Consider the following 24,582-nt stretch of genomic DNA (forward strand, 5'->3'; position numbering starts at 1 on the left):
CCTCAGGCAGTACACACCCACATCACAGGAGACACAACATGAAATCCCCCAAGCTGCTTCGCCGCACCCTGCTGGCCTCATTGCTGGCATTCGCCGCCTCCTGGCAGACCCCGGCGCTGGCCGACTGGCCAGACAGGCCGATCCGCATGGTCTGGCCTTTCGCCAGCGGTGGCATGGGCGCGAGCCTCGCCCGCATCCTCGCAGAAGGCCTCACGCAGGAACTGGGCCAGCCGGTGTACGTGGAAGCCAAGCCCGGTGGGGGCGGCATCCTGGCGTTCCAGTTCACCAAGAGCGCCACGCCAGATGGCTACACCATCATGCTCGGCACCAACAGCACGTCAACGCTCGTGCCCTCCATCAACAAGAATCTGCCCTTCGACCCGACCCGCGACTTCGAGCACGTGGCCATGGTGTATGTGGGTGGCAATGCGGTCGTGGTGCGTGCGGACAGCACGATCAAGGACTTCGCGGACCTGCGAGCGCAGGCCAAGGCCAATCCGGGCAAGCTCACCTATGGCTCGGCGGGCAATGGCACCACGTTCCACCTCATGCCGGCGATGTTTGATCTGATCAACGGATCGAAGATGGTCCATGTGCCCTACAAGGGCGGCGCACCCGCCTTCATGGGCCTGCTGGGTGGTGAGACCTCGGTGGTCTTTGGCGACCTGTCTTCGCTGCCTCATGTGCAGGCCGGCAAGATGCGCGCGCTGGCGGTGATGAGCCCCAAACGCCTGGACGCCGCGCCGGACATTCCCACCACCGCCGAGCTCGGCATGCCCGAGCTGGTCATGGAGTCGTTCTACGGCGTCTTTGCACCCCTGGGCACGCCCAGGCCGATCCTCGAGAAGCTCAACAAGGCCACAGCCGCCGTGCTGGCCATGCCTTCGGTGCAGCAACAGCTCAAGACACTGTCGATGCAGGCCGCTCCCGACACCAGTGCCAAGTACTTCGCTGACAAGATCCGTTCTGAAACCGCGCGCTGGAAGCCCGTGATCGACAAGTCCGGCATCACCAGCGAATGAGGACAACGGCATGACATTCGAATTTGATCTGGTTATCCGCAACGGACAGGTGATCGACGGATCGGGCTCGCCCGCCTTCGCCGCCGACGTCGCGATCAAGGGCGGCAAGATCGCCGCCGTCGGGCAGTTTGCCGGCCAGGGCCGCAAGGAACTGGACGCGCGTGGCCAACTGGTCACGCCCGGCTTCGTGGACATCCACACCCACTATGACGGCCAGGCCATCTGGGACCGGTTCCTCGCACCCGGTTCATGGCATGGCGTGACCACGGTGGTCATGGGCAACTGCGGCGTGGGCTTCGCGCCGGTTCGCCCCAAAGACCGCGATGCGCTGATCGAACTCATGGAGGGTGTGGAAGACATCCCCGGCCCCTGCCTGGTCGAAGGCCTGCAGTGGAACTGGGAGAGCTTCGGCGACTACCTCGATGTGCTGGAATCGCAGACACGCGACACCGACATCTGCGCCCAGTTGCCGCACGGCCCGCTGCGCGTGTACGTGATGGGCGAACGCGCGTTGCGCCTGGAAAACGCCACACCGGAAGACATCGCCGAGATGCGTCGGCTCACAGCCGAGGCCATGCGCGCGGGCGCTTTCGGCTTCACGACCTCGCGCACCATCAGCCACAAGAGTGCTTCGGGCGATCCCACGCCCATGCTGCGCGCGCAGGAAGACGAACTCACCGGCATTGCCATGGGCCTGGCCGATGCGGGCCACGGTCAGCTCGAGTTCGTCTCGGATTGGGACCAGCCCAGCCCGGCCGGTGAATTCGGCATGATGCGCCGTCTGGTCGAGAAGTCGGGCCGCACCTGTGTGTTCTCGCTCAACCAGCGCCACGGCGAACGCAAGGAGGTCTGGCGCGAGTTGCTGGCCTTGTCCGACCAGGCCGCCGCCGATGGCTTGAGCATCCGCCCGGTGACGGCGCCACGACCCATTGGTTCGCTGTTCGGCCTCACCGGCACGCAGAACCCCTTTGCTGCCACGCCCACCTACCGCAGCATTGCCCATCTGCCGCTCGCCGAGCGCGTGGCCCGAATGCGCGACCCCGAGATCCGCAAGCGCATTCTTGGCGAAGACCCTTACAAGGACAGCACCTTCCCACTGTTCGAACGCATGGGCTTCGAGAAGATGTACGAGCACATGTTCCTGCTGGGCAACCCGCCCAACTACGAGCCACCGCGCGAGAGCTCGATTGCCAGCATCGCGCGCCGCGAAGGCCGCACCGGGGCCGAGGTGGCCTACGACATGCTGCTGGCCGACGGCGGCCTGGGCTTTCTCTACGCCACCTTCACGGGTTTCCACGACTACGAGTGCGAACCCACACGCGAGATGCTCACCCACCCCAACGCCATGATTGGCCTGGGCGACGGTGGCGCCCACGTGGGCTTCATCACCGACGCCTGTTTCCCCACCTACCTGCTCACCCACTGGGGTCGCGACCGCGCCAGTGGGCGCCAGCCCGTGGAAGAACTGGTGCGCCGCTACACCAGCGACCCCGCGAAAACAGTGGGTCTGGACGATCGCGGCTTCATCAGGCCCGGCATGAAGGCCGACGTCAACATCATCGACTTCGACCGCCTCGCCCTCGGCGTGCCTTACGTTGTCGAAGATCTGCCCGCCGGTGGCAAGCGCCTGTTGCAGAAGGCCACGGGCTACACCGCCACCATCCTCTCCGGCGAGATCACCTACCTGAACGGCGAAGCCACCGGAGCCACCCCCGGGCGCCTGGTGCGCGGCCCTCAGAAAGCCAGCGCCTGAAGCCAGGCAGTCGCCGCCTATCCACACCTACAGGAAACCACACCATGACGTCCTTGAAGATGCTGCGCCGCACTGCGCTGGCTGCACTTTTCGCCATCACCGCCAGCTGGCAACTTCCCGCGCTGGCCGAGTACCCTGACCGCCCGATCAAGCTCATCTGGCCGTACGCCGCAGGTGGTCTGGGCGCCAACCTGGCGCGCCTGATCACCGACGGCCTGCAGGAGCGACTGGGTCAGCCCGTGGTGATGGACGTGCGTCCCGGCGCTGGCGGCACGCTGGGCATGGGCGTGCTCAAGAACTCGCCGCCCGATGGCTACACCATTGCGCTCAGCACCATCGCGCCGCTTTCCCTGGCACCCAGCCTCTACAAGAACCTGAGCTACGACTCGGTGAAGGATTTCGAACCTGTGGCCATGACCTTCATCGGCCCCAATCTCGTCGTCGTCAACGCGTCCAGCTCCATCAAAACCTTCGGCGAGCTCGTGGCCTACGCCAAGGCCAACCCGGGCAAACTCAGCTACGGCACCGCTGGCAATGGCAGCACCTTCCACCTCACCGCCGGCCTGTTCTCGCAACTGACCAAGGGGGAGCTCGTGAACGTGCCCTACAAGGGCGGCGCACCCGCCTTCATGGGACTGCTGGGCAATGAGACCCATGTCGTGTTCGGCAACACCGATTCCCTCCCGCACGTGGCCGCCGGCAAGATGCGTGCACTCGCGGTCATGAGCCCCAAGCGGGTGTCCATCGCACCCGACGTGCCGACCACCGCTGAACTCGGCATGCCTGAGCTGATGCTCGAATCCTGGTACGGCGTGGTCGCACCGGCTGGCACGCCCAAACCCATCATCGACCGCCTCAACCGCGAGATCACCGCGGTGCTGCAAACGCAGCGGGTGAAAGACGCGCTCAAGACCTTGAACACCGAATCCGCCCCCGACACCAGCGTGGCCACGTTCCGCAAGACCATTGCCAGCGAGATCGCACGCTGGAAGCCCGTGATCGAAGCGGCGGGCATCAGGGCAGATTGAGGCCACCCGGGGCCTGAGGCCCGGCAGAGCCAGTGCATCTGCGGGCTCGGACTTGCGCCACCTGCATGAGACGACCGTCATGCCGAAAAAGCTGATCATCGAGGTGCGCGTCAACGAGTACGCGATGCGTCAGGACAACCCTCACGTGCCGTGGACCGCAGAAGAAATCGCGCAGGACGCGGCCGAGTGCCGCGAGGCCGGCGCAGCGATCGTTCACTTTCATGCGCGCGGACCGGCGGGGGAACCCGCCTTCGGACTGGAGAGCTATCGCGCACCCATTGCAGCCATTCGCGCGCGCTGCGACATGCTCACCTACCCCACGCTCGGCGCGTTCGAACGGCCGTTGTCGGCGCAGGACCGCCTGGCCCACATCGTGCAACTGGCCGACATGGGCGAGGCGCCCGACATCGCACCCATGGACATGGGCTCGACGAATGCGGACCGCTTCGACGCAAAGCGCGGGTGGTTCACCAGCGAGGACCGCACCTACGTCAACAGCCACGCCACCCTTCGCCACTTCGCGCAGGCGCTGCGCAAAGCCGGCGTCAAGCCGCAGCTGGTGTGCTGGAACCTGCCCATGCTGCGCAGCGCAACCGCCTTCCTGCGCGCCGGCCTGATCGACGCACCCGCCTGGATCTACCTTGGGCTCAGCGAATCCTCGCTGGCGCACCACCCACCCACGCTGCGCGGGCTGATGGCGCTGGTGGATTTTCTGCCCACGGACATTCCGCATGAATGGACGGTGGCGCTCACCGGTGCGAATCTGTTGCCGCTGGCAGCCACCGCCGTCGCACTGGGAGGCCACGTTTCCATCGGCATCGGTGACCACGGCTATGCCGAACTGGGCGCACCGCGCAACGCCGAGCTTGTGCGGCGCGTGGCAGCGCTGGCGCGTGACAACGGGCGCGAACTGGCGTCGCCAGCCGACGTCCGGGACATGTTGCACCTGCCCGCAGCCCCCAGGCCGACGCAGCCTCGATGAGATGGCGCGGGCGCTGCCCGCAAAGCACCTGGCCGGCCGAACCTTCAGGCGAAGACAGCGGGTTGCACATTCATGAGCGCAGTGCGCATGAAGCCCCCGTCGACAATGATGTCCTGCCCATTCATGTAGGAAGCTGCATCACTGGCCAGAAAGGCGATCGCATCGGCAATGTCATCGGGACGGCCGATGCGCCCGGTGGGCACCACCTTGATGCGGCCCTGATGAAGCTTCTCGTTCTGGTAGAAGTGTTCGGACATTGGCGTGCGAATCATGCCCGGGCTCACCGAGTTGGCGCGCACGCCGCGCGGCCCCCACTCCACCGCCATCTGGTGCGTCAGGCCCAGCACACCGGCCTTGCTCGGGCCGTAGGGCCCGATGTCGTTGGGCACGCGCGCGCCGATGGAGGCGATGTTGATGATCGCGCCGCTCCTCTGTGCCAGCATCATGCGCACCAGGTGCTTGGCGCACAGGAACGAGCCCCGCAGGTTCACGCCCATCACCTTGTCCCAGGTGGCCACTGGCAGCTCCTCCAGCGGGATCACCGGCGCCATGATGCCGGCGTTGTTGACAAGAATGTCGCAACGGCCGAATTTCTCCTTCACCTTCGCGGACATCGCCTCGATGGCTGCCTCGTCGGTGACATCGCAGGCCAGCGAGAGCGCGGCCAGCGCGTTGTCGGGCACCTTCATGTCGACCGTCACCACACTCGCGCCCATGCCATGCAGGCGAGCCACCATGGCGCCGCCCAGGCCGCCGCTGGCGCCTGTGACGACGGCAACGCGTCCCTTGAGTGATTCTTGGTCGAAGGTGCGGGATGGGCTCGTGGACATGGTCGGTTTCAGTGGTGGTGGATGAATTTCAAAATATCCGACCATTGTGCCAATAAGTACGAATTCCGGCAAATGCGGCTGCACGCCGCCTGGCCTCAGGTGGCACCGAAAGCGCCCGCAGCACTCAGTTGCGCAAGCCGCGCATCGTCGCAACCCAGCACCTCGCGCAGCACCTCTTGCGTGTGCTGGCCCAGCGAAGGCGCGGCCACCGGATCGACCACGGGCGTGTCCTGCAACCGCGCAGGCGGCGTGAGGTTGGGCACCCACCCCGCCACCGGATGGGAGACGCGTGTGACCAGGCCACGTGCGGCCACTTCATCCGAAGCCAGCGCTTGCGACACCGTTCGCACCTGGCCACTGGGGATGCCGGCTTCGCGAAACTTGGCGCTCCAGTAGGCCCAGGGTTTGTCGGCAAAAGCCTGCTCCAGCAAGGGGAACAGTTCGGCGCGGTGCTGGTTGCGTCCCACCCGGTTGTTGAAGCGCGGGTCGGCCGCGACGTCGGGGCGCTGCAGCACACCCGCCACGAGGCGTTCAAAAATGCGGTCGTTGCCACTGTTGACATAGAAGCTGCCATCGGTGCAGTGGAACACTCCCGAGGGGGAGGTGTCAGGGCTGACGTTGCCATTGCGCTGCGGCTCCATGCCGCCCAGCAGGTATTGCATGGGTGCGTAGCCGAGCATGGCCACGGCGCTGTCAAACAGCGACACTTCGCAATACTGGCCACGGCCGGTGGCGTGGCGCGCCATGAGCGCGGCCAGCACCGTGTTGCTCACCATCATCGAAGTGCCCAGGTCCATCACAGGTGATAGCGCGCGAACGCCATCGCGGTCGGCGTGACCGTTCATCGACATGAAGCCGCTCTCGGCCTGCACCACCGGATCGAACCCCGGTCGATCGGCAAACTCGCCATCCCGGCTGTAGGCCGGTACCGAGCAATACACCAGGCGCGGGTTGAGCTTCAGGCAGGTCTGCGGGTCGAGACCAAAGCGCTGCATGACCCCGGTAGAGAAGTTTTCGACCAGCACGTCGCTGACGGCGATGAGTTCGCGCACCAGTTCCAGCGCCGCCGAATTCTTCAGGTCCAGCGCCACACTGCGTTTGTTGCGGTTCGCAAAGAAAAACGAAGCGCCCTGCGCAGGCAGTTTCGGGTCGGTCGGTGGGTAGTGCCGGAAATCATCTCCCTTGCCTGGCGCCTCGATCTTGATGACATCGGCACCGAAGTCGGCCAGCATCATCGTGGCATAGGGTCCCGCAATGAAGTGACTGAAGTCGATGACTCGGATGCCGCCGAGCGCGGTGGGCGCAGCAGGATTGCGGGTGGGCGCAACAGGCAGTTGCCGCTCGATCTGGTCCAGTTGAAACATGGGTGAGGGGGTCAGTGTTGATAGGAAGGATCGGCGCGATCGAGCTGGCGCAGCAGCGCAGACCATTCGCGCTGGCCGCTCCAGTTGCCCAGGGACGCTTCGGCACCCTGGCGACCGGTGAAGGTGGACGGAGCGAGCACGCGTGCGGTTTTCGCCATGGCCTGCGGGGTTGGCAGGCGCAGCGGCGTGTTGGCCCCCATGAAGTCGATCTGCACGCGGCAGGCCATCTCCAGCCGCTGCATGAGCAGGAAGGCTTCGGCGATGGAGCGACCACAAGTGAGCAAGCCGTGGTTGCGCAACACCATGGCGTCGAACGAACCCAGGTCCGACACCAGCCGCGCTCGCTCACCTTCGTCCACCGCCGGGCCCTCGAAGTCGTGGTAGGACAGACGATCATGAAAACGCAGTGCGCCCTGGGTCGCGGGCAGCAGGCCACACTCCATCACAGACACAGCCATCCCGGCGCGCGTGTGGGTGTGGATCACGCAAGCCACATCGTGTCGTGCTGCATGCACCGCACTGTGGATCACGAAGCCGGCGTGATTGACCTCATAGGGCACATCGGGCCGCTCGATCACTCGACCTTCCAGGTCGATCTTGAACAGGCAGGACGCGGTGATCTCTTCGTACAGGAAACCGAAGGGATTGATGAGGAAGTGACCTTCCTCACCCGGCACTCGCGCGGTGATGTGGTTGTAGATGAGATCGGCCATGCCGTGGCGGGCCACGAGCCGATAACACGCGGCGAGGTCCACCCGCGTGGCCCACTCCGCCTCGGAAACGCGCTCGCGCATCGACACGGGCGATTTCATGGCATGCGCACTCACTGCCCGTAGCGAATGGTGGCCACCTCCATGGCGCGCTTGATGTTGGCCGCTTCGTGCTGGGTGGTCTTCACCACCTTGGCCGCGTCGGCATAGGCGGGTGCCATGCCCATGCTGTTGAGGCGCTCCTTGACTTCGGGCACCGCCATCGCGGTGCGAATCGCATCGTTGACCTTGGCCTGAATGGGCGCGGGCAAACCGGGCGGCCCCCACACGGCAAAGTTGATGTCCTGCACATAGCCAGGCACATGCTTGATCAGTGGCTCCCCGCCGGGAATCAGCGGCGAAGGCTCGGCCGACGTGATGCCCAGGATCTTGACCTTGCCCTGCTTGACGAACTCCAGCGTGGACGCGGACGGGGTGGTGAAGTAGAGCTTCACTTCACCACCGAGCAAGGCCTGAAAGGCTGGTGCGGCGCCACGGTAGGGGACATTCACCATCTTGATGTTGGCCCCTTTGTTGACCAGCGCGGAAGCCACTTCCAGCGTGGGCCCGGATACCGCGACGTGCACGCCATCGGGCTGCTTTCTGGACCACTCCACGAAGGAAGGGAAGTCGTTGACAGGCACGCTCTGATTGGCGATCAGGATCAGTGGCTGCATGGAGACGTTGGCGATCGGCGTGAGCGATTTCACCGGATCGAACGTGTCGTCGCGCATCACCATGGGAATCTGCACCACGGTGGTGATGGTGGTCAGGAGGAAGGTGTACCCATCTGCATCGGCCCGGGCCACCGCCATGGTGCCGACGCCACCGGACGCGCCGGTGCGGTTCTCCACCACCACCGGCTGACCGAGCGAGGTAGACATGTGCTGGGCCAGCAACCTGGTCAAGGCGTCACCGGGACCACCGGCGGCGTAGGTATAGATGATCTTCACCGGGCGGTCCGGGTAGGCCTGCGCGTGGACGGCTGGGCTGATGGCAAGGGCGCAGGTGACGGCCAGCAGGGTGCGGCGATTCAGGGTCATGGAGGTCTCCTTCAGGGTGGTTCGAAGTGAAATTCCGCTTTCGCGAGCGGCGCGCTCAGCGCGGCATCCCCATGCCTCTCTGGGCAATCAGGGTGCGCTGGATCTCGTTGGTGCCGCCGCCAATGGTGTAGAGCAAGGCGTCGCGCACGGCGTATTCGAAGCGGCCATCCAGCAAGGTGCTGGCGGCACCGGCTTCCAGCGTGGCACCGGTGCCCACCAGGTCAATGACGGCTTCGGACAGGGATTCCATGAGTTCACTGGCAAAGACCTTGACCATCGCGCCCTGGTGCACCGGCACTTCGCCGTCCTGCACCACCAGCGCGGTGTTCACCGCGAGCAGTCGCGCGGCCTGGATCTGCGCCGCGAGCTGGCCGATGCGATCGCACACCAGCGAGTCCGTGGCCAGTGGCTGGCCGCCCTTTCGCGCGGTCTGCACATGCGAAAGCAGCAAGTCGAAGTAGCCACGCGTGCGAGCCGCAATGGCGGCCAGCGAGACGCGCTCGAAGGCCAGCGCGGCGGTGATCACCTCCCAGCCGCCATGCAGTTCGCCGACCAGTGCGTCTTCACCCACCTGCACATCGTCATAGAACACCACGTTGGAGCGATGGCCGTTGATGCCGCTCATGGGTTGCAGCGTGATGCCCGGCGCATCCAACGGCACGATGAAGACGCTGATGCCTCGGTGGCGCTGCTGGGCCGGGTCGGTGCGTGCGGCCAGCCACACGTGCGTGGAGAAGCCCGCTGTGGAGGTGAAGATCTTCTGGCCCCGGATGCGCCAGCCGCCCTCAGGCAGCGGCGTGGCGGCGGTGCGGATACCGGCCAGATCGGAACCGTGGTCGGGCTCGCTGTAGCCAAGCGCGAAGGAGATGTCGCCACGCGCGATGCCGGGCAGAAAGACCTGCTTCTGCTGGGCAGAGCCATGGCGGATCAGCGTCGGCCCGATCATGGTGGCCGCCGTGTTGTGAAAGGTCACTGGCGCTTCGCTGTACGCCATCTCTTCCTCGAAGGCCAGGTGTTCCAGCGCGCTGCGCGCCTGCCCACCGTATTCGCGCGGCCAGCTCACGCCCAGCCAGCCGCGCGCGCCCAGCTTGCGGCTGAAGTCCTGGCGCGCCTTGCGGTGGTTCACCGGCTGGCCCAGCGTCTCGTCCGGGTAGCGGTGATCCCAGTGCTCGGCCAGCCATTCGCGCACCTCGTGGCGAAAGGCGTTGGCCTGTTCACCCAGGTCGAATTCGGGCATGCGCGCTCCCGGTGCGAGCAGGCTGCGCGCGAGTTGCATGCGCGCAGCCCCCACGCCCCCCAGCCGCGTGAGGTCGCCGTGCACGCGGCGAAAGATGCGTGGCATTTCATGCTCTTCCCAGAACGAGATGCCGCCGAACCCGTGGTGAAGCTCCAGCACCACCTGGCGCAGGTGCTGGCCGGCCAGCGCAACGGCTGTGGCTGTCCGCAACTCGTCCGCCGGGGTGTCGTTCGGGGTGCTCGCGTGCAGCAACGCAAGTCGACAGACCTCCACACCCATCAGGCAGTTCGCGAGCTTGTGCTGGATGGCCTGGAACTGACCGATCTTCTGGCCAAACTGGGTGCGCACGCGTGCGTAGTCGCACAGCAGCTCCAGCCCGTGGCGCGTGGCACCGAGCGCACGAGCAGCCAGCAGCAGCCTGGCCAGGGCCGGCAGCGTGGACAGATCGAACCCGGTGTCGATGCGCTCGAACTGAGTCGCGCGATCCAGCACCACTTGTGCCAGCGGGGGGCGCGCCAGGCCGGGTGTGGTTTGCACCTGGGTGGTCGACAACGGGACCACCAACACTTCGCGCGCACCACCTGTGACCACGAAGAGGTGGGTGGCGACCGAGGTGTTCTCCACAAAGGCCAGCCGCGCAGTCACCGCTTTGCCGTCGTCCAGCCATTCGAAAGCATCGGCCTCGCCACTTTCAGGACCGAAGCACCAGGTGGGCACAAGATCGCCATCGTGCAGCGCGGTGCGCAGTGAGCTTGCAGCGGGAAGCGGGGAGGCGCCCAGCACGGCATCACAAAGCACCGCGTCGGCCAGTGGCAGCGGGCATTCGGCGCGACCGAGTTCCTGCTGCAGCACCAGCGCGGCCGCCAGGCCAAGCTCACGGTCGTCCAGATCGAGCTGGGTCCAGCCCTGACGCACCGCCTGCTGCCAGAGGCGGCGCAGTTCCTGCGGCTGCATCGCCAGGGCCGCCGCCTGCTGGCTCGGCCACTCGGCGTCGAGCAGCGCACGGGCGGCGTCGCGCACCATGACCAGCTCGGCGCTCTCGCGCAACGGCGTGCTCCGTTCAGCGGCGGGTTTCTCGATCAGGGTGGTGCTATGGCTCATGGCAATGTGTCGATCGGTGTGCAGAGCGATGCATTAGACCCAGCACACACCCATTCGAACAACAAAGGACCTAGAATTGGACCATTCAAGACTCCAATGATTGGATGGACGTGAGCACCCAGCGCATCGAAGTCAGCCTGCTGTTCTGCCTCGAAGCCCTGCTGGCCGAAAAATCGGTCACGCGCGCGGCCAACCGCCTGGGCATGAGCCAGCCGGGCATGAGCAATGCGCTTTCGCGCCTGCGCGAGCTCACGCGCGACCCGCTGCTGGTGCGCACCGGAAAAGGCATGGAACTCACACCGCGCGCGCTGGAACTTTCCGCCCTGGTGAAGACCGGCCTGTCGGTGCTGGAGGACATCTTCTCCGACCCCCGCCCCTTTGAGCCCGCACGCGCCGAAGGCACGCTGACGGTGGCGATGTCGGACTCCATGGCGCTGCTGCTCGGCACCCACCTGATCGGCCGCTTTGACCTGGAGGCACCGCAGTTGTGCGTGGCGATCCAGCGGCTCGATCACACCAATCTGTTCGCGTTGATGGCCGAGGGCCGGATCGACATGGCGGTGGGCTACGCCACGCAGGTGCCCGAGCAGATGTATGCCAGCGACCTGCTGATCCAGTCGCTCTCGGCGATCCGCAGCGCCGGGCATCCGCGCATCCAGAACCATCGCCTCACACTCGATGCGTTCATGCGCGAACGGCACGTGCTCACCGCTGCGCCCAACGTGGCCCTTTCGTGGGCCGAATCTTCGGTGGCCGAGGCACTGAAGTCGCGCAACCTCGTGCGCACCGTGGGCGCCCGGGTGAGCTCCATCGTGCTGGCCCCGGAAATCGTGGCCAGCTCCAGCCTGCTCTGCACCATGCCCACCTGGCTGGCACGGCGCAGCGAGGTCGCCTTGCAGCTGCGCCTGCATGCATTGCCGGTGGACATCGCGCCGTTCAAGACCACCATGGTCTGGCACGAGCGCACGCACCGCCAACCCCTGCACCAGTGGGTGCGCGCCGCCATGCGGCAGGTGGTGCAGGAAGTCTGTGCGGACTGCGAACATCGCGAAGGGCTTCCGCTGCTGGCCTGACCAGCCCCTAGAAGGTCGGCACGAACACGTTGATCTCGCCCACGCGGGACACCTGTCCACGCAGGCCCAGCGCTTCCGTGCTCTCCAGCCGGGCAAGCGTCTGCGCATCGTCCGGGGTGTTGGCCAGAAATCGTTCGCCCGTGGCCACGAGCCGGCCAAACATCACGCCGCGCTCCGGGCCGTTCTTGCCATGCAACACGGCATAGGTCTCGATCACCGCCTCGCCCTGCGGCGCGTGGTTCAGCGGCTGGCTGGGAATGCGGTCGATCTGGTCCTGGATCAGCGCCGCGCGCTCGCGCACGAACGGCCGCGTGGGTCGCCGGGTGGAGTAAACGCCAACGGCCTCCTTGGTCACCAGCCCGCCGTTGGCCATGACCAGGCCGAACGACCCTGGCTGGCTGCGCACGCACCGCACCATTTCGGCAATGGCGTGGGTCACGTAGTTGTTGCCCGGCCCGCCGAAATACGGCAGGCCGCCGGTCACTGTCAGCTCACGCGGATCGTCGGGGGAAATGCCGAGCTCCTTGCAGGCGATCTGCACCGCCGATGGGAAGCAGCTGTAGATGTCGAGGAAAGCCAGGTCGTCCAGCGTGCAGCCTGCCTGCGCCAGCGCGTGCTGCGCCGACAGCCGCATCGCAGGGGACTGGTCCAGGCGCGGACGATCGCTGACGAACCATTCGTCGTGCGCTGCAGCGCTGCCGTGCAGGTGAACGCGCCGGTCTTCGGGAATGCCCAGCTCGTCGGCACGCGCCTCCGAGACCACGATGAAGGCGGCGGACTGGTCGATGAAGGCGCTTGCCGTCATGAGCTTGGTGAACGGAAAGCCCACGTAGGGATTGTCTGGCGTGACCGTGGCGATGGCCTCGGCGCTGTAGCCGGCGCGGCGAGTGGCCAGCGGATTGGCCTTGGCCACGGCGGCGAAGCCGGCAAACAGGCGGGCGCTGGCCTCTCGGTACTGGTCCACCGACTGGCCGGCCGCGCCGCGCAACGCCTGGCCAATGAGGCCGTACATGGCAATCGCCGAGCGCATGCCATGCGCTTCTTCTTCGGCGGTGTACATGTCCTTCACGCCGTCCAGGCCGTTGGGCTGCGACGGCGCGTCCTCGCCCCATTGCAGCGCCAACCCGGCGCGCCTGGCAGCAAGCTCGGTGCGCAAGGCCTCGCCGCCCACGATCAGCGCCGCCTGCGACTCGCCCTGGGCGATGCGCTCACAGGCGCGAGCCAGCAGCACCTGGGGCGAATCGCCACCTTGCGGTGGGTACACCAGGTCGGTGGGCTGCGCATCCAGGCGCTGGGCCAGCGACCATGGGGGATTGACCAGCTTGCCGAACGGCGAAGCAAAGCGTGGCACCGTGTCTGAGAAAAGGCGAATCACCGTCACCGAGTCGAGGGAGCGCAACAGGGCCGCACCCGAGCCGCTGTCGGCCGCGGCCAGCTGTGCGGCTTCCACCATCAACTGCAGCGGCGAACGCGCAGACTCGGGTGGCGATGAGGTGTCGGTCACCTGGCCGGTGCCGACGATGACAGGAACGCGGGTTTTGTCCAGCATCACCGGTTCTTCCATTGGGGTTTGCGTTTCTCGGCGAAAGCGCGAGGCCCTTCCTGGTAGTCCTCGCTGCTGCGCAGGCGTTTGGCCGCCGGGAACTCGCGCGCGGCCATGAGCTTGGTCTCGAAGTCGTCGCCCAGCATGGTCTTGCGCGCCACTTCCTTCGTGGCCCGCAATGACAACGGAGCGCATTCCAGCATCTGACCCGCCCATTGACGGGCCTCGGCAAGTGCCCCGCCCGCGGGCGCCAGCGCGGTGACGATGCCCAGGCTGAAGGCCTCGGCCGCTGGCACGCGCCGCCCGGTGAGCAGGATGCCCATGGCGCGAGGAAGGCCGATGGCGCGAGGCAGGTACTGCACACCACCGGCCAGTGCCGCCAGGCCCACGCGCGGCTCGGACAGGGCAAAGAACGCGTTCTCCGATGCCACCACCACGTCACACGCCAGCGAAAGCTCGAACCCACCTCCCATGGCGATGCCATTGACGGCAGCGATCACCGGCTTGTCCAGGTCGAATCGCGTGGTGAGGCCGGCAAAACCCGTGGGCGGAAAATGCCGAACGCCACGTTGCGCATGGGTCTTCAGGTCGTTGCCGGTGCTGAAGGCCTTCTCCCCGGCACCGGTGATGATGCCCACCCACTGGTCATCGTCGGTGGCGAAATCGTTCCAGACCTCGTGAAGCTCCAGGTCGGCTTCGTAGTGAAGCGAGTTCATCACCTCGGGGCGGTTCATGGTGACGATGGTGAGGTGACCGTCGCGTTCGACGGTGCAGAACTCTCGTTGCGTGATCTGGCTCATGTCAATGCTTCGTGAGGGTTTCAGAGGTTGATCAGGGGCGACAGTCGCTCGGCTGTCGCGGCGTATTCGTTCATCAGGTCGGCCATCACCTGGCGCACCGAGGTCTCGTCGCGCATGGTGCCCACCACCTGGCCAGCGGGGAACGAGCACAGGTCGGCACGGCGTGCCTTCTCGATGCGGATGCGCGCGCTGTGGTAGAGCACGTTCTGCAACGGAGGTGGCAGGTGCTTCGGTGCGCCTGGCTTCTCCCAGGCCTCGGAAGCCTTGCTGCGGATCATGCGCACCGTCTTGCCGGTCTGGTACTTGCGTTGCACCGCGTCTTCGGTGCGGGCCTTGAAGAGCACGTCTTTCTCCATGGGCGTGAGTTCACTCTCGCGCGTACCCAGCCACACCGTGCCCATCCACACGCCCTGCGCGCCCAGCGCAAAGGCCGCCGCGATCTGACTGCCTCGGCTGATTCCGCCCGCAGCGAGCACGGCCATGCCAGGCGCGACCACATCCACCACCTGCGGCACCAGCACCAGGGTGGAGATCTGGCCCGTGTGGCCACCCGCCTCGGTGCCCTGCGCCACGATGATGTCCACACCCGCCTCACGCTGGTCCACCGCATGCTCGGGCTTGCCGCACAGCGAACCCACCAGAATGCCGCGCGCGTGCAGTTCGTCCACCAGCGCCCTGGGTGGCGTGCCCAGAGCGCTCACCACCAGCTTCACCTGCGGATGGCGCAGCGCCACGTCGATGAGCTTCCTGGCGCCCGCCGGCGTCGAATTGCGACCGCGCCCGCTCAGTTCCTCGCGAGCGGCTTTGGCATCGTCGGGGCCGAGCTCGGGCACTCCCTCGCGCGCCAGCAGGTCTTCCATGAACTGGCGCTGCTCCGCAGGCAGCATGTCCTGCACCGGCTGTTCGGAGGCTTCTGCATCCTTGTCGTAGTTGGAGGGAATCAGCACATCGACGCCATAAGGCCTGCCGTCCACGTGGTCGTCGATCCACTTGAGCTCTCGCTCCAGTTGCTCGGGTGAAAACGTGACTGCACCGAGCACGCCAAAGCCCCCGGCGCGCGTGGCTTCCACGACCACGTCACGACAGTGGGAAAACGCAAAGATGGGCACCTCGCAACCGAGGCGTTCACAGATAGGGGTTTGCAAGCGGGTCTCCTGCGGCACGCAGCTCCTGTGGAGTTGCCTGCCATGTTGTTCGTATACATACTATATCTGTTCAAATAGAATTTGCCAAGCCTGGCCGGCAGCCGCTGCGCCGATTGCTCCGCCTCGATCCGCCCCTCTACACTGCGTCCATGCCCATCCTCTCGATCCAGGACCTGCGCCAGGCGCCCGGCTACCTTTTCCGCCGGGCCTTCCAGCTTTCCGTGGCCATCGCCACCGAGCAGCTCACCCCCCACAACCTGACCACCGTGCAGTTCGCCTCGCTCGTGGGCATCCACGAGCACCCGGGCGTGGACGCCACCCGGCTGTCGGCCCTCATCAAGTTCGACAAGGCCACCCTCACCGGTGTGATCGACCGCCTCGAAGCGAAGGCGCTGATCGAGCGCCGACCGCATCCGAGCGATCGACGCGCGCGCACGCTGCACCTCACGCGCGAGGGAGAGAAGGTGTTGCGCGAGGCCAGCGTGGCCGCGCGCGAGACCCGGGAGGCCGTGCTCGAACCACTGCCACGCGCCGAACGCAAGCAGCTGTTGGCGCTTTTGAACAAATTGATCGAGCTGCACGCCGACCGCGAGCACCTGGAAGCCAACGATCCGGAACAGAAAGTGACACCGCCATGAAGATCGCCGTGTTTGGCGCCGGCGCCACCGGCGGCCACTTCGCGGCGCTTCTTTCCCGCTCGGGGCAGGACGTGAGCGTGGTGGTGCGTGGAGAGACACTGGCCGCCGTGCGACGCTCCGGGCTGACACTGCGCACCGACGAAGGTGAAATCAGGGCCGAGTTGAGGGCCAGCGACAACGCGGGCGAACTCGGCGCGCAAGATCTCGTGCTGGTCACGCTCAAATCCCATGCCCTGCCCGAGGCGGCAGAAGCCATCTCGCCACTGCTGGGACCCGACACGCCCGTGGTGTTCCTGCAGAACGGCATTCCCTGGTGGTACCACCATGGCGTAGGGGGTTCGCGCGAAGGCCGGCGAATGACCGATCTGGATCCCACCGATGCGCTCTGGCGCGTCATCGGTCCCCAGCGCGTGATCGGAGGTGTCACGTCGAGCGCCTGCACCGTGCTCGCGCCCGGCCTGATCGAAGTCAAGGGCGGCAACCGCGCACTCACCCTGGGTGAACCCAGCGGGCAGGACACGCCACGACTGCGCCAGGCTGCTGAGGCCTTGCGAAAGGCGGGCTTCCCGGTCGAGACCACCGCCGCCATCCGCGACGCCATCTGGACCAAGCTGGCGCTCAACCTGGGCTCTGGTCCGATGGGGGTTCTGGTGCCGGTGCCGATACGCGATCTGTTTGCAGAGCAGGTGCTGGTGGACGCGCGCTTTCGCGTGCTGGCCGAGGTGGCGGCCACGGCCATTGCGGTGGGCAGCCGAGCAGACATCGACTTTGCGGGACAACTGGCCTTTGCGCAGCGTTCACCCCATGTGCCGAGCATCGCGCAGGACGCCGCTGCCGGCCGCAGGATCGAACTCGAAAGCATGTTCCTGGCGCCCCTGCGCATGGCGCGCGAGCAGGGGGTTTCCACCCCCACGCTCGATTTGCTGGTGACCCTGGCCACCGTCAAGGCCAGGGCCGAGGGCCTCTACCCCTGAAAGTGCCGTGAGAAAAAGCGCTGTGCCGCCTCGGCCGCATGGCGAGCACGCAGGGTGGGTGCCAGGTCGGCATGCTGCACGGCGGGCGTCTCCAGTTCCAGTTCGGCGTCCGGCGGCAAGGCATTCACCAGCCCGGCCAGATCCAGCCCGCCGTCGCCCAGCAGCCTGCGTCCGGCCATGGCTTCGTTGAACAGTGTGTCCCCTTCGGCGAGCTGTGCCGGCGCATCACACAGCTGCGTGAGGTACACGACCGACGGATCGAGCGCGGCCACGTCGCCAGGGGTGGCCCCTGAACGTGCCAGGTGGAGCGCATCCACCAGGATGCCCACGTTGCCCGCACCGCTGGCAGCGATGAGCGCCACCGTCTGCGCCAGTGTCTTGAGTTCGCTCATGGGCATGAACTCCAGCGCGATGCGCACGCCCGCCTCGCGCGCAGCGGCGGCGTAGTCGCGCACCAGCGCGGCCACGCGTGACTGGTCGCCGTCAAAGCACCCTTGCAGGATCATGGGCGCGCCCACGGCCCTGGCGGCTCGCACGTTGGCCAGCAGATGCTCCAGCGTCACTTGCGGCGAGATGTAGTACCCGCTGATGCTGGACAGGCGAACGCCGCGCTGCGCGGCCACCCGCCGGATCTCGTCGAACGCGTCCGGGTTGCCATCCACCGAGGGCCAGGCGTCACCGGGGTAGCGTCCGCTGATGCGCGGGCCCGCAGCGCCGAAGCCGGCGTTCGCCGCCGCGTCGATCACGTCCAGCGGGGCGGCCTGTGCGCCCAGCGTCAGAAAGCCCAGGGTGAGATCGCCAATGCGGCGGTGACGCGCGTTCATGACGGAAGCACCTTGTGCTGCTGCAATTCCCGCAGGCGCTGCACGAACATGGCGTCGGTCTCGATGCATTCGTGAAAGCCGGCGCGGCGGATCTTGCCGGTCTCCAGCAACACGTCGTGCGACATGCGCAGCATGTAGTCGACCCAGGCCCAGTTGACGATGCGGTTGATGTCGATCTTGCGCAGGCCATGGCGTTCGGTGATGCGGTCCCAAAGCGCTTGCTGGTCGGGCATCACATCGACCAGCGGCATGGTCTTGGGCTCGGCCCATTCCATGCCCAGGCCCTGGGCGATCACCGGCCAGGTGTTGCGCCAGCGCGCGGGGTCGCCGTTGCTCACATTGAAGGCCTGGTTCGCCGCTGTCTCCGAGCGGGCGGCCCAGCTCGCGGCCGCGCCGATCACGTGCGCGTCGGCGATCTGGTGCAGCGCTTCGTAGGCACCTGCGCTGCCGGGGAAGCGCAGCGGCAGACCCATCTCCTTGCTGATGGCGGCGTAGATGCCCACGCCCATCACCAGGTTCATGGGGTTGCCCACTGCGAATCCGGACACGAATGGCGGGATGAGGTTGACCCAGGACCAGCGCTGGCCCTGCTGCGCCTGGCGCAGGAAGTCTTCCTGGTCGTAATAAAAGTTGGGCGGCAACTGGCGCGGGTCGGTCTCCCGGCACGGCGTCTTCGTCTGGCCCCACTGGATGCCATAGAACTTCGCACCCGTGGTCAGCACCACTTTCTCCAGCAGAGGCGCCGTCGCACTCACGGCCTCCACGAGATTCCTGAGCATGGCCAGGTTGGGGGCGACTTCGGCTGCGCGGCTGGGTGCGGGCTGGTAAGCCGTGAAAAACACATGCGTGATCCCGGGGTGGTTCGCCAGCACCTTCCTGCAGGCCTGCGGGTCCATCAGATCCAGCGCGATCCCTTCGGTGCCTTCGATGTCGCCGCCGCCCGAGCGCGAGGCGCAGAGCACGCGCCAGCCATCAGCCACCAGACGCTGGGTCACGCCGATACCGACGATGCCGCTGGCGCCCGCGACAAGGGCCACAGAAGGAGAGGAGACAGGTGACATCGAAGTTCTCGCAAAAAAGGGAAATCATGTTCCGGCCGCGTGCATGGCGGCGCGGTAGCCAAAGACCATGGCCGGGCCGATGGTGGCGCCGGGACCGGGATAGGTGCCGCGCATGAGAGAGGCCGCATCGTTGCCGCAGGCGTAGAGCCCGGCAATGGGCTGGCCTTCGGCGTCGAGCACCTGTCCGTTTTCGTTGGTGGCCAGACCGGCGTCGGCCGCCGCATCGCCCGGCCACAAGGCCATGGCGCAAAACGGCGCTTGCGCAATGGGACCCAGACAGGGGTTGGGCTGGTGATCGGGGTCGCCATTGAAGCGGCTCACTTCGGTGGCGCCCTTGCCGTAGTCGCTGTCCACGCCAGTGAGGGCGTACGCGTTGTTGCGGGCCACGCTGTCTTTCAGGCCGTCCGCGTCCACGCCGATGCTGCGCGCCAGCGCGTCCAGCGTGTCGCCCACATGCAGGTAGCCGCTCCGGACGTGCGGCTTCAGGTTCGTGGTGCCGGGGTGGATCAGGCCCAGGCCGTACTTCTCCACAAAGGCGGCATCGCAGATCAGCCAGGCGGGAATGGCCGGCGTGGTGGCGTGGCGCCGGATCATGTCTTCGCAGAAATAGTGGTACGACGCGCCCTCGTTGGTGAAACGCAGGCCAGCGCTGTCCACCGCAATCAGGCCGGGCTTGGCCCGGTCAAGAAAAAGGTGCGGGAACAGACCGGTGCCGCCCTTGGCATCTTGCGTGACCGAGACCGGTTGCCACAACACGCCCGCGCCGCCCGGCCTGGCGTCGATCGCCGCACCAGCGAGTTCGGCTGCACGCACGCCGCCGCCCTGGTTGCCCTCGAAGATCAGCGATGGCCACCGGTCGTGCCCGGGCGCCATCCATTGTTTGCGCAGCACCGGGTTGCGACCGATGCCACCCGTGGCCAGCACCACGCCCCGGCGCGCCTTGACCTCTACGAGTTCGCCAGTGCTGAGCTTGAAGCGCGCGCCGGTCACACGCTCGCCGTCTTTCAGCAGCGACTCGATCTGCGCGCCAAATGCAATGGCCGTGCCCGCGTCGCGCAGGCTCGCAAAGAGTCGCGCCACCAGCGCGTTGCCCATCACCAGCCGCGTGCCACGCGCATGGCGCAGGCGATCGCTGACGTAGCGCAGCACCAGGCCCGCGCTGTGCTTGAAGCTGGCCCACGAATGGAAACGTCCCAGCAAGTGACCAATGTCGGCCTTGCCGACCATCATGCCGCCGAGCACCATGAATTCCTTCATGGGCGGGCGAATGCGATGGAACTCCTTGCCCAGCAGGCGACCATCGAACGGCAGCGGCGCCAGCGCGCGCCCCGCCACGCGCGAGCCGGGGATGTCCACATAGTCGGGGTGCTTGCCCGCCGCCATGAACTTCACCTGCGTGCGCCGCACGATGTCGTCGATGATGCGCGGTCCGCTCTCCAGGTACACCTCGCGCAGGCGGCGCAGCTCGCCCGATGGGACCAGGCCGTCGAGGTAGCGCATGCCCTCTTCCAGGCTGTCCTCGAAGCCCGCAGCCTTGCCCAGGTTGTTGTTGGGCACCCAGATCGTGCCCGCTGCGGTGGCGGTGGTGCCGCCCACCTGCTCGGTGCCCTCGCACAGCAGCACGTCCAGCCCGGCCAGCGTGCCCATGACGGCGGCGGTCATGCCGCCGGCTCCCGCGCCAACGACCACGAGATCAACTTCTTTCTTGAGGGATGACGGACTGCTCACGGTGTGCTTTTTCCAGATGTTCGGAGGGGGTCGTGTTTGGTTGGACCATAGGATACTATCGCGAAAATACAGACCACCACCAACGACCATGACCACTTCCCCTTCTTCTCGCATGCCCGTGGCCGTCATCGGTGCGGGCGCCATCGGCCGCATGCACATCGAGCGCATGCTGCGCCATCCGGACGTGACCGTGGCCGCCATCGCCGATCCGACGCCTGCGGCCAGAACCCTGGCAGAAGGCCTGGGCCTGGCCTGGTTCGCGGACCACCGCGATCTGCTGGAGAAATCGGGCGCGCGCGCCGCCATCGTGGCCACGCCCAACCACACGCATGCCGACGTGGGCATCGACTGCATCTCGCGCGGCCTGCCCGTGCTGATGGAAAAACCGGTGGCCGACACCCTCGAGAACGCTCAGCGCCTGTGCGATGCCGCCGCACGAGCCGGTGTGCCCATCATGGTGGGACACCAGCGGCGCCACAACCCCATCATCCAGCGCGCCCGCGCGCTGGTGAACGAAGGCGTGCTGGGCAAGCCGGTCTGCGCCAACGGCATGGCCACCTGGCTCAAACCCGATGCCTACTTCGATCTTGCCTGGCGGCGCGAGAAAGGCGGCGGCCCGGTGCTGATCAACCTGATTCACGACCTGGATCTGCTGCGCTATCTGATGGGTGAAATCGAGAGCGTGCAGGCCATGGCCTCCAGCGCGGTGCGCGGCTACGAGGTGGAGGACACCGCCGCCGTGCTGCTGCGCTTTGCCAACGGCGCCCTGGGCACGCTCACGGTGTCCGATGCGGCCGTGACGCCCTGGAACTGGGACCTCGCCGCCGGCGAAGCGCCGCACTACGCGCAGGTGTCGGTGGACACGCACTTCCTCAGCGGTACCGAAGGCTCGATCACCCTGCCCCGGCTCAACGTCTGGCGTTTCGATGGCAAGCGCGGCTGGCACGAACCGCTCACCGCAAGCCAGACCATGCTGCACCGGCAGGACCCTTACATGGAACAGCTGCGCCATGTGCGCGCCGTGGCAGAAGGGCGGGAGCAGCCACTGTGCTCCGGTCTGGACGGCATGCGAACGCTGCAGGCCGCTCTGGCGGTGAATGAGGCAGCAGTGACACACCGGGTGGTCCAGCTTCAAGCCATCTCGAAGCCCCTGTAGCCATCGGCCGCCACCTCATTGACGATCTTTCGGTAGGCGGGCACGCCGGCCACGTAGGGCATGAACACGCGCGGCTTGCCCGGCATGTTGGAGCCCATGTACCAGGAGTTGGCGGTGGGGTAGAGCGTGCGGTCGGCGACCTCGTTCACGTGCTGCACCCAGCCGTCCTCGGCCTGCTGCTGGGCCTCGATGCGGCGCGCACCCTTGGCGCGCGCGTCTTGCAGGCACTGGGTGAGCCAGTTCACATGCAGCTCGATGGAGTGCACCATGTTGCTCAGCACCGAAGGGCTGCCGGGGCCCGCCAGGATGAACAGGTTCGGAAAGCCCGCCACCGCCAGGCCCAGATAGGTGCGCGGTCCATGCTCCCATTTGTCGCGCAGGTGTTGCCCGCCCACACCGCGCACGTCGATGGACTTGAGCGCACCGGTCATGGCGTCAAACCCGGTGGCGAAGACGATGATGTCCAGCGGGTATTCCTGGCCCGATTGCGTGCGCAGGCCACCGGGCGTGGCCTCCACCAGCGGATCGGTCTTCACGTCGACCAGCGCCACGTTGTCCCGGTTGAAGGTCTGGTAGTAGTCGGTGTCGACGCACAGGCGCTTGGTGCCGAACGGAAGATCTTCTTTTGGGCACAACAGCTCGGCCGTGGCGGGGTCTTTCACGGTCGCACGGATTTTGCTGCGCACGAACTCGGCCGCCTTGTCATTCGACTGCTTGTTCACCATCAGGTCGTTGAACGCGCGCAGCATGCGAAAGCCACCGCCGGCGCCCTTCCAGCGGAATTCAAACTCCTTGCGCCGCTCCTCTTCGCTCACCTCCATGGCCGACTTGTCGTTGGCGATCAGGAAGTGCCCCGTGTGGGTTTCCAGGGCGCGCTCGCGGCGTGCCCCGTAGTTGGCCTTGACCTCGGCGAGCTGCTCAGGCGTGATCGGCTCGTTCTGCGCCGGCACGCTGTAGTTGGCGGTGCGCTGGAAAACCGTGAGGTGCTTCGCCCGCTGGGCAATTTCCGGTGTCATCTGCACGCCGCTGGAGCCAGTGCCGATGAGACCCACGCGCTGGCCTGAAAAGTCCACTCCCTCGTGCGGCCAGTTGGCGCTGTGGTACCAACGACCCTTGAACACATCGAGCCCGGAGAAGGTGGGCGCCTGCGGTATCGACAGACAGCCCGTGGCCATGATGCAGTAGCGCGCTGAAAACCGATCACCACCCTCGGTGGTCACCAGCCAGCGGTCCAGCGTCTCATCGAAGATGGCCGAGGTCACGCGCGCATTGAGCTGGATGTCGCGGCGCAGGTCGAAGCGGTCGACCACGTGGTTGATGTATCGAAGGATGTCGGGCTGCGGCGCATAGCGCTCTTTCCAGTCCCATTCCTGTTGCAGTTCCTCGCTGAACGAATAGGAGTAATCCAGGCTCTCGACATCGCAACGCGCGCCGGGGTAGCGGTTCCAGAACCACGTGCCGCCCACGCCCTCGCCCGCTTCCAGCACGCGGGCGGAAAGCCCAATGCGGCGCAGGCTGTAGAGCTGGTAGATGCCGGCAAAGCCGGCACCGACGATCACGGCGTCCAGTTCTACGGGGGGATGGGTGTTGCTCATGCTCACGGAAGTCTCCTCAAAACTCACGCTGTAAAACGCTCAAAGGTCGTAGAATTCTACTGGTAAGACCATTTCAATTCCAGCTTTCCCAACGGAGACCCCATGGACCTCAGACTCACCGGGCAGCACGTGCTCGTCACCGGCGGCAGCCGCGGCATTGGCCTGGCATGCGCGCTGGAATTCCTGCGGGAAGGCGCACGCGTGAGCATCGCTGGCCGCAACCCTGAACACCTCAAGAGCGCGCAGGCACAACTGCAGAAAGACACAGGCGCCAACGTGGCCATCCACAGCGCCGACCTGAGCGACGCGCAGGCCGCATTGGCGCTGGTGGATGCCGCCGAGCGCGAAGGCGGACCCATCGACATTCTGGTGAATTCTGCCGGCGCAGCCAGGCTCACGCCGTTTGCCGAACTCAGCCCGGCCGCCTGGCAAGCCGCCATGCAGGCCAAGTTCTTCAGCTACATCAACGTCACGGACCCGCTGATCAAACGCATGGGCGCGCGCGGCCATGGTGCCGTGGTCAACGTGGTGGGCATGGGCGGCAAGGTCGCCACCATCCACCACCTCGCCGGGGGCTCGGCCAATGCCGCGCTGATGCTCTCCACCGCTGGCCTGGCGGCGGCCTATGCGCCCAGCGGTGTGCGCGTGAACGCGGTCAACCCCGCCCTCACGCTCACCGAGCGCGCCACCGCCGCGATCTCGGCCGACGCGCGGCAGCGCAACGTGCCCGAGGAGGAAGCCTTGCGGCAGGCGCAATCGCGCGCACCGCTGGGTCGCCTGGCCACACCCCAGGACATTGCCGACGTGGTGGTGTTCCTGGCGTCGCCCCGCGCGGCGTACGTCACGGGCGTGGTGATGTCCATGGACGGCGCGTCGGTGCCGCTCGTGGTCTGAATTCCCCTTTCCGTTTCCCTTTCACCAAGATCCTCAGGAGAC

Annotated in this window: 21 protein-coding genes; 9 read left to right on the top strand and 12 right to left on the bottom strand. The window is 66.4% G+C overall.

Features of this window, described 5'->3' with window-relative positions; translation table 11 throughout:
• The first annotated feature begins 38 nt into the window (after positions 1-38).
• The 4 genes from AB7F11_RS00585 (at position 39) to AB7F11_RS00600 (ending at position 4,785) form a co-directional block, all read left to right on the top strand.
• Positions 39-1,022, top strand: coding sequence for a Bug family tripartite tricarboxylate transporter substrate binding protein (locus AB7F11_RS00585; RefSeq protein ID WP_428289177.1), 984 nt, complete (start codon positions 39-41; stop codon positions 1,020-1,022).
• Positions 1,023-1,032: 10 nt separating this feature from the next.
• Positions 1,033-2,775 carry an N-acyl-D-amino-acid deacylase family protein gene (locus AB7F11_RS00590; protein WP_428289176.1) on the top strand — a complete coding sequence of 581 codons (1,743 nt, stop codon included), beginning with the start codon at positions 1,033-1,035 and terminating at the stop codon, positions 2,773-2,775.
• Positions 2,776-2,819: 44 nt separating this feature from the next.
• Entirely contained in the window at positions 2,820-3,803 is a 984-nt protein-coding gene (locus AB7F11_RS00595; RefSeq protein WP_428289175.1) for a Bug family tripartite tricarboxylate transporter substrate binding protein, read from the top strand.
• A 79-nt stretch (positions 3,804-3,882) separates the two neighbouring features.
• Positions 3,883-4,785, top strand: a complete 903-nt coding sequence (locus tag AB7F11_RS00600; RefSeq protein WP_428289174.1) for a 3-keto-5-aminohexanoate cleavage protein — start codon at positions 3,883-3,885, stop codon at positions 4,783-4,785.
• 44 nt (positions 4,786-4,829) lie between these two features.
• Here AB7F11_RS00600 and AB7F11_RS00605 read toward each other — a convergent pair whose 3' ends face one another.
• From AB7F11_RS00605 to AB7F11_RS00625, 5 genes are all read right to left on the bottom strand, one after another.
• Positions 4,830-5,615, bottom strand: a complete 786-nt coding sequence (locus AB7F11_RS00605) for an SDR family NAD(P)-dependent oxidoreductase (protein ID WP_428289173.1) — start codon at positions 5,613-5,615, stop codon at positions 4,830-4,832.
• A 95-nt stretch (positions 5,616-5,710) separates the two neighbouring features.
• On the bottom strand, positions 5,711-6,979 hold the full coding sequence (locus tag AB7F11_RS00610) for a CaiB/BaiF CoA transferase family protein (RefSeq protein ID WP_428289172.1): 1,269 nt from the start codon (positions 6,977-6,979) through the stop codon (positions 5,711-5,713).
• Positions 6,980-6,990: 11 nt separating this feature from the next.
• The gene (locus AB7F11_RS00615) at positions 6,991-7,791 is read right to left on the bottom strand and encodes a class II aldolase/adducin family protein (protein ID WP_428289171.1); all 801 of its coding nucleotides are present in this window, start codon (positions 7,789-7,791) and stop codon (positions 6,991-6,993) included.
• Positions 7,792-7,802: 11 nt separating this feature from the next.
• A complete protein-coding gene (locus AB7F11_RS00620; protein WP_428289170.1) occupies positions 7,803-8,771 on the bottom strand; it encodes a Bug family tripartite tricarboxylate transporter substrate binding protein in 969 nt (322 codons plus the stop codon).
• A 55-nt stretch (positions 8,772-8,826) separates the two neighbouring features.
• The gene (locus tag AB7F11_RS00625) at positions 8,827-11,109 is read right to left on the bottom strand and encodes an acyl-CoA dehydrogenase family protein (protein ID WP_428289169.1); all 2,283 of its coding nucleotides are present in this window, start codon (positions 11,107-11,109) and stop codon (positions 8,827-8,829) included.
• Positions 11,110-11,213: 104 nt separating this feature from the next.
• Here AB7F11_RS00625 and AB7F11_RS00630 point away from each other — a divergent pair, with 104 nt between their 5' ends.
• Positions 11,214-12,182: a LysR family transcriptional regulator gene (locus AB7F11_RS00630; RefSeq protein ID WP_428289168.1), complete on the top strand. Its 969-nt coding sequence runs from the start codon at positions 11,214-11,216 to the stop codon at positions 12,180-12,182.
• Between the two features lie 7 nt (positions 12,183-12,189).
• On the opposite strand, the gene AB7F11_RS00635 is transcribed toward AB7F11_RS00630, so the two are convergent.
• Genes AB7F11_RS00635 through AB7F11_RS00645 form a run of 3 tightly spaced genes read right to left on the bottom strand, consistent with a single transcriptional unit; the run spans position 12,190 to position 15,670 of the window.
• Positions 12,190-13,746 (bottom strand): acetyl-CoA acetyltransferase, encoded by a 1,557-nt coding sequence (locus AB7F11_RS00635; RefSeq protein ID WP_428300717.1) that lies wholly within the window; start codon positions 13,744-13,746, stop codon positions 12,190-12,192.
• Positions 13,731-14,525: an enoyl-CoA hydratase-related protein gene (locus tag AB7F11_RS00640; protein ID WP_428289166.1), complete on the bottom strand. Its 795-nt coding sequence runs from the start codon at positions 14,523-14,525 to the stop codon at positions 13,731-13,733. The genes AB7F11_RS00635 and AB7F11_RS00640 overlap by 16 nt, the downstream gene beginning before the upstream one ends.
• A gap of 20 nt (positions 14,526-14,545) precedes the next feature.
• On the bottom strand, positions 14,546-15,670 hold the full coding sequence (locus AB7F11_RS00645; protein ID WP_428289165.1) for a nitronate monooxygenase: 1,125 nt from the start codon (positions 15,668-15,670) through the stop codon (positions 14,546-14,548).
• Between the two features lie 149 nt (positions 15,671-15,819).
• Here AB7F11_RS00645 and AB7F11_RS00650 point away from each other — a divergent pair, with 149 nt between their 5' ends.
• Both AB7F11_RS00650 and AB7F11_RS00655 read left to right on the top strand, forming a co-directional pair.
• On the top strand, positions 15,820-16,308 hold the full coding sequence (locus tag AB7F11_RS00650) for a MarR family winged helix-turn-helix transcriptional regulator (protein ID WP_428289164.1): 489 nt from the start codon (positions 15,820-15,822) through the stop codon (positions 16,306-16,308).
• Positions 16,305-17,282, top strand: a complete 978-nt coding sequence (locus AB7F11_RS00655; RefSeq protein ID WP_428289163.1) for a ketopantoate reductase family protein — start codon at positions 16,305-16,307, stop codon at positions 17,280-17,282. The genes AB7F11_RS00650 and AB7F11_RS00655 overlap by 4 nt, the downstream gene beginning before the upstream one ends.
• Here AB7F11_RS00655 and AB7F11_RS00660 read toward each other — a convergent pair.
• The 3 genes from AB7F11_RS00660 to AB7F11_RS00670 are packed head-to-tail and all read right to left on the bottom strand — an operon-like array spanning position 17,273 to position 20,895.
• Complete coding sequence (locus AB7F11_RS00660) at positions 17,273-18,106, bottom strand: sugar phosphate isomerase/epimerase family protein (RefSeq protein WP_428289162.1); 834 nt, start codon at positions 18,104-18,106, stop codon at positions 17,273-17,275. The two genes, AB7F11_RS00655 and AB7F11_RS00660, sit on opposite strands and share 10 nt — an antisense overlap.
• Complete coding sequence (locus AB7F11_RS00665) at positions 18,103-19,167, bottom strand: SDR family oxidoreductase (protein WP_428289161.1); 1,065 nt, start codon at positions 19,165-19,167, stop codon at positions 18,103-18,105. The genes AB7F11_RS00660 and AB7F11_RS00665 overlap by 4 nt, the downstream gene beginning before the upstream one ends.
• Positions 19,168-19,191: 24 nt before the next feature.
• Positions 19,192-20,895: an FAD-binding protein gene (locus AB7F11_RS00670; protein WP_428289160.1), complete on the bottom strand. Its 1,704-nt coding sequence runs from the start codon at positions 20,893-20,895 to the stop codon at positions 19,192-19,194.
• 88 nt (positions 20,896-20,983) lie between these two features.
• On the opposite strand from AB7F11_RS00670, the gene AB7F11_RS00675 reads away from it, so the two are divergent.
• The gene (locus AB7F11_RS00675; RefSeq protein WP_428289159.1) at positions 20,984-22,051 is read left to right on the top strand and encodes a Gfo/Idh/MocA family protein; all 1,068 of its coding nucleotides are present in this window, start codon (positions 20,984-20,986) and stop codon (positions 22,049-22,051) included.
• Here the strand turns inward: AB7F11_RS00675 and AB7F11_RS00680 are convergent.
• On the bottom strand, positions 22,027-23,646 hold the full coding sequence (locus AB7F11_RS00680) for a flavin-containing monooxygenase (protein ID WP_428289188.1): 1,620 nt from the start codon (positions 23,644-23,646) through the stop codon (positions 22,027-22,029). The two genes, AB7F11_RS00675 and AB7F11_RS00680, sit on opposite strands and share 25 nt — an antisense overlap.
• 102 nt (positions 23,647-23,748) lie before the next feature.
• On the opposite strand from AB7F11_RS00680, the gene AB7F11_RS00685 reads away from it, so the two are divergent.
• A complete protein-coding gene (locus tag AB7F11_RS00685; RefSeq protein ID WP_428289158.1) occupies positions 23,749-24,540 on the top strand; it encodes an SDR family NAD(P)-dependent oxidoreductase in 792 nt (263 codons plus the stop codon).
• Positions 24,541-24,582 lie beyond the last annotated feature (42 nt).

This window comes from Hydrogenophaga sp., assembly GCF_050250835.1.
In the GTDB taxonomy this organism is placed as follows: domain Bacteria; phylum Pseudomonadota; class Gammaproteobacteria; order Burkholderiales; family Burkholderiaceae_C; genus Hydrogenophaga.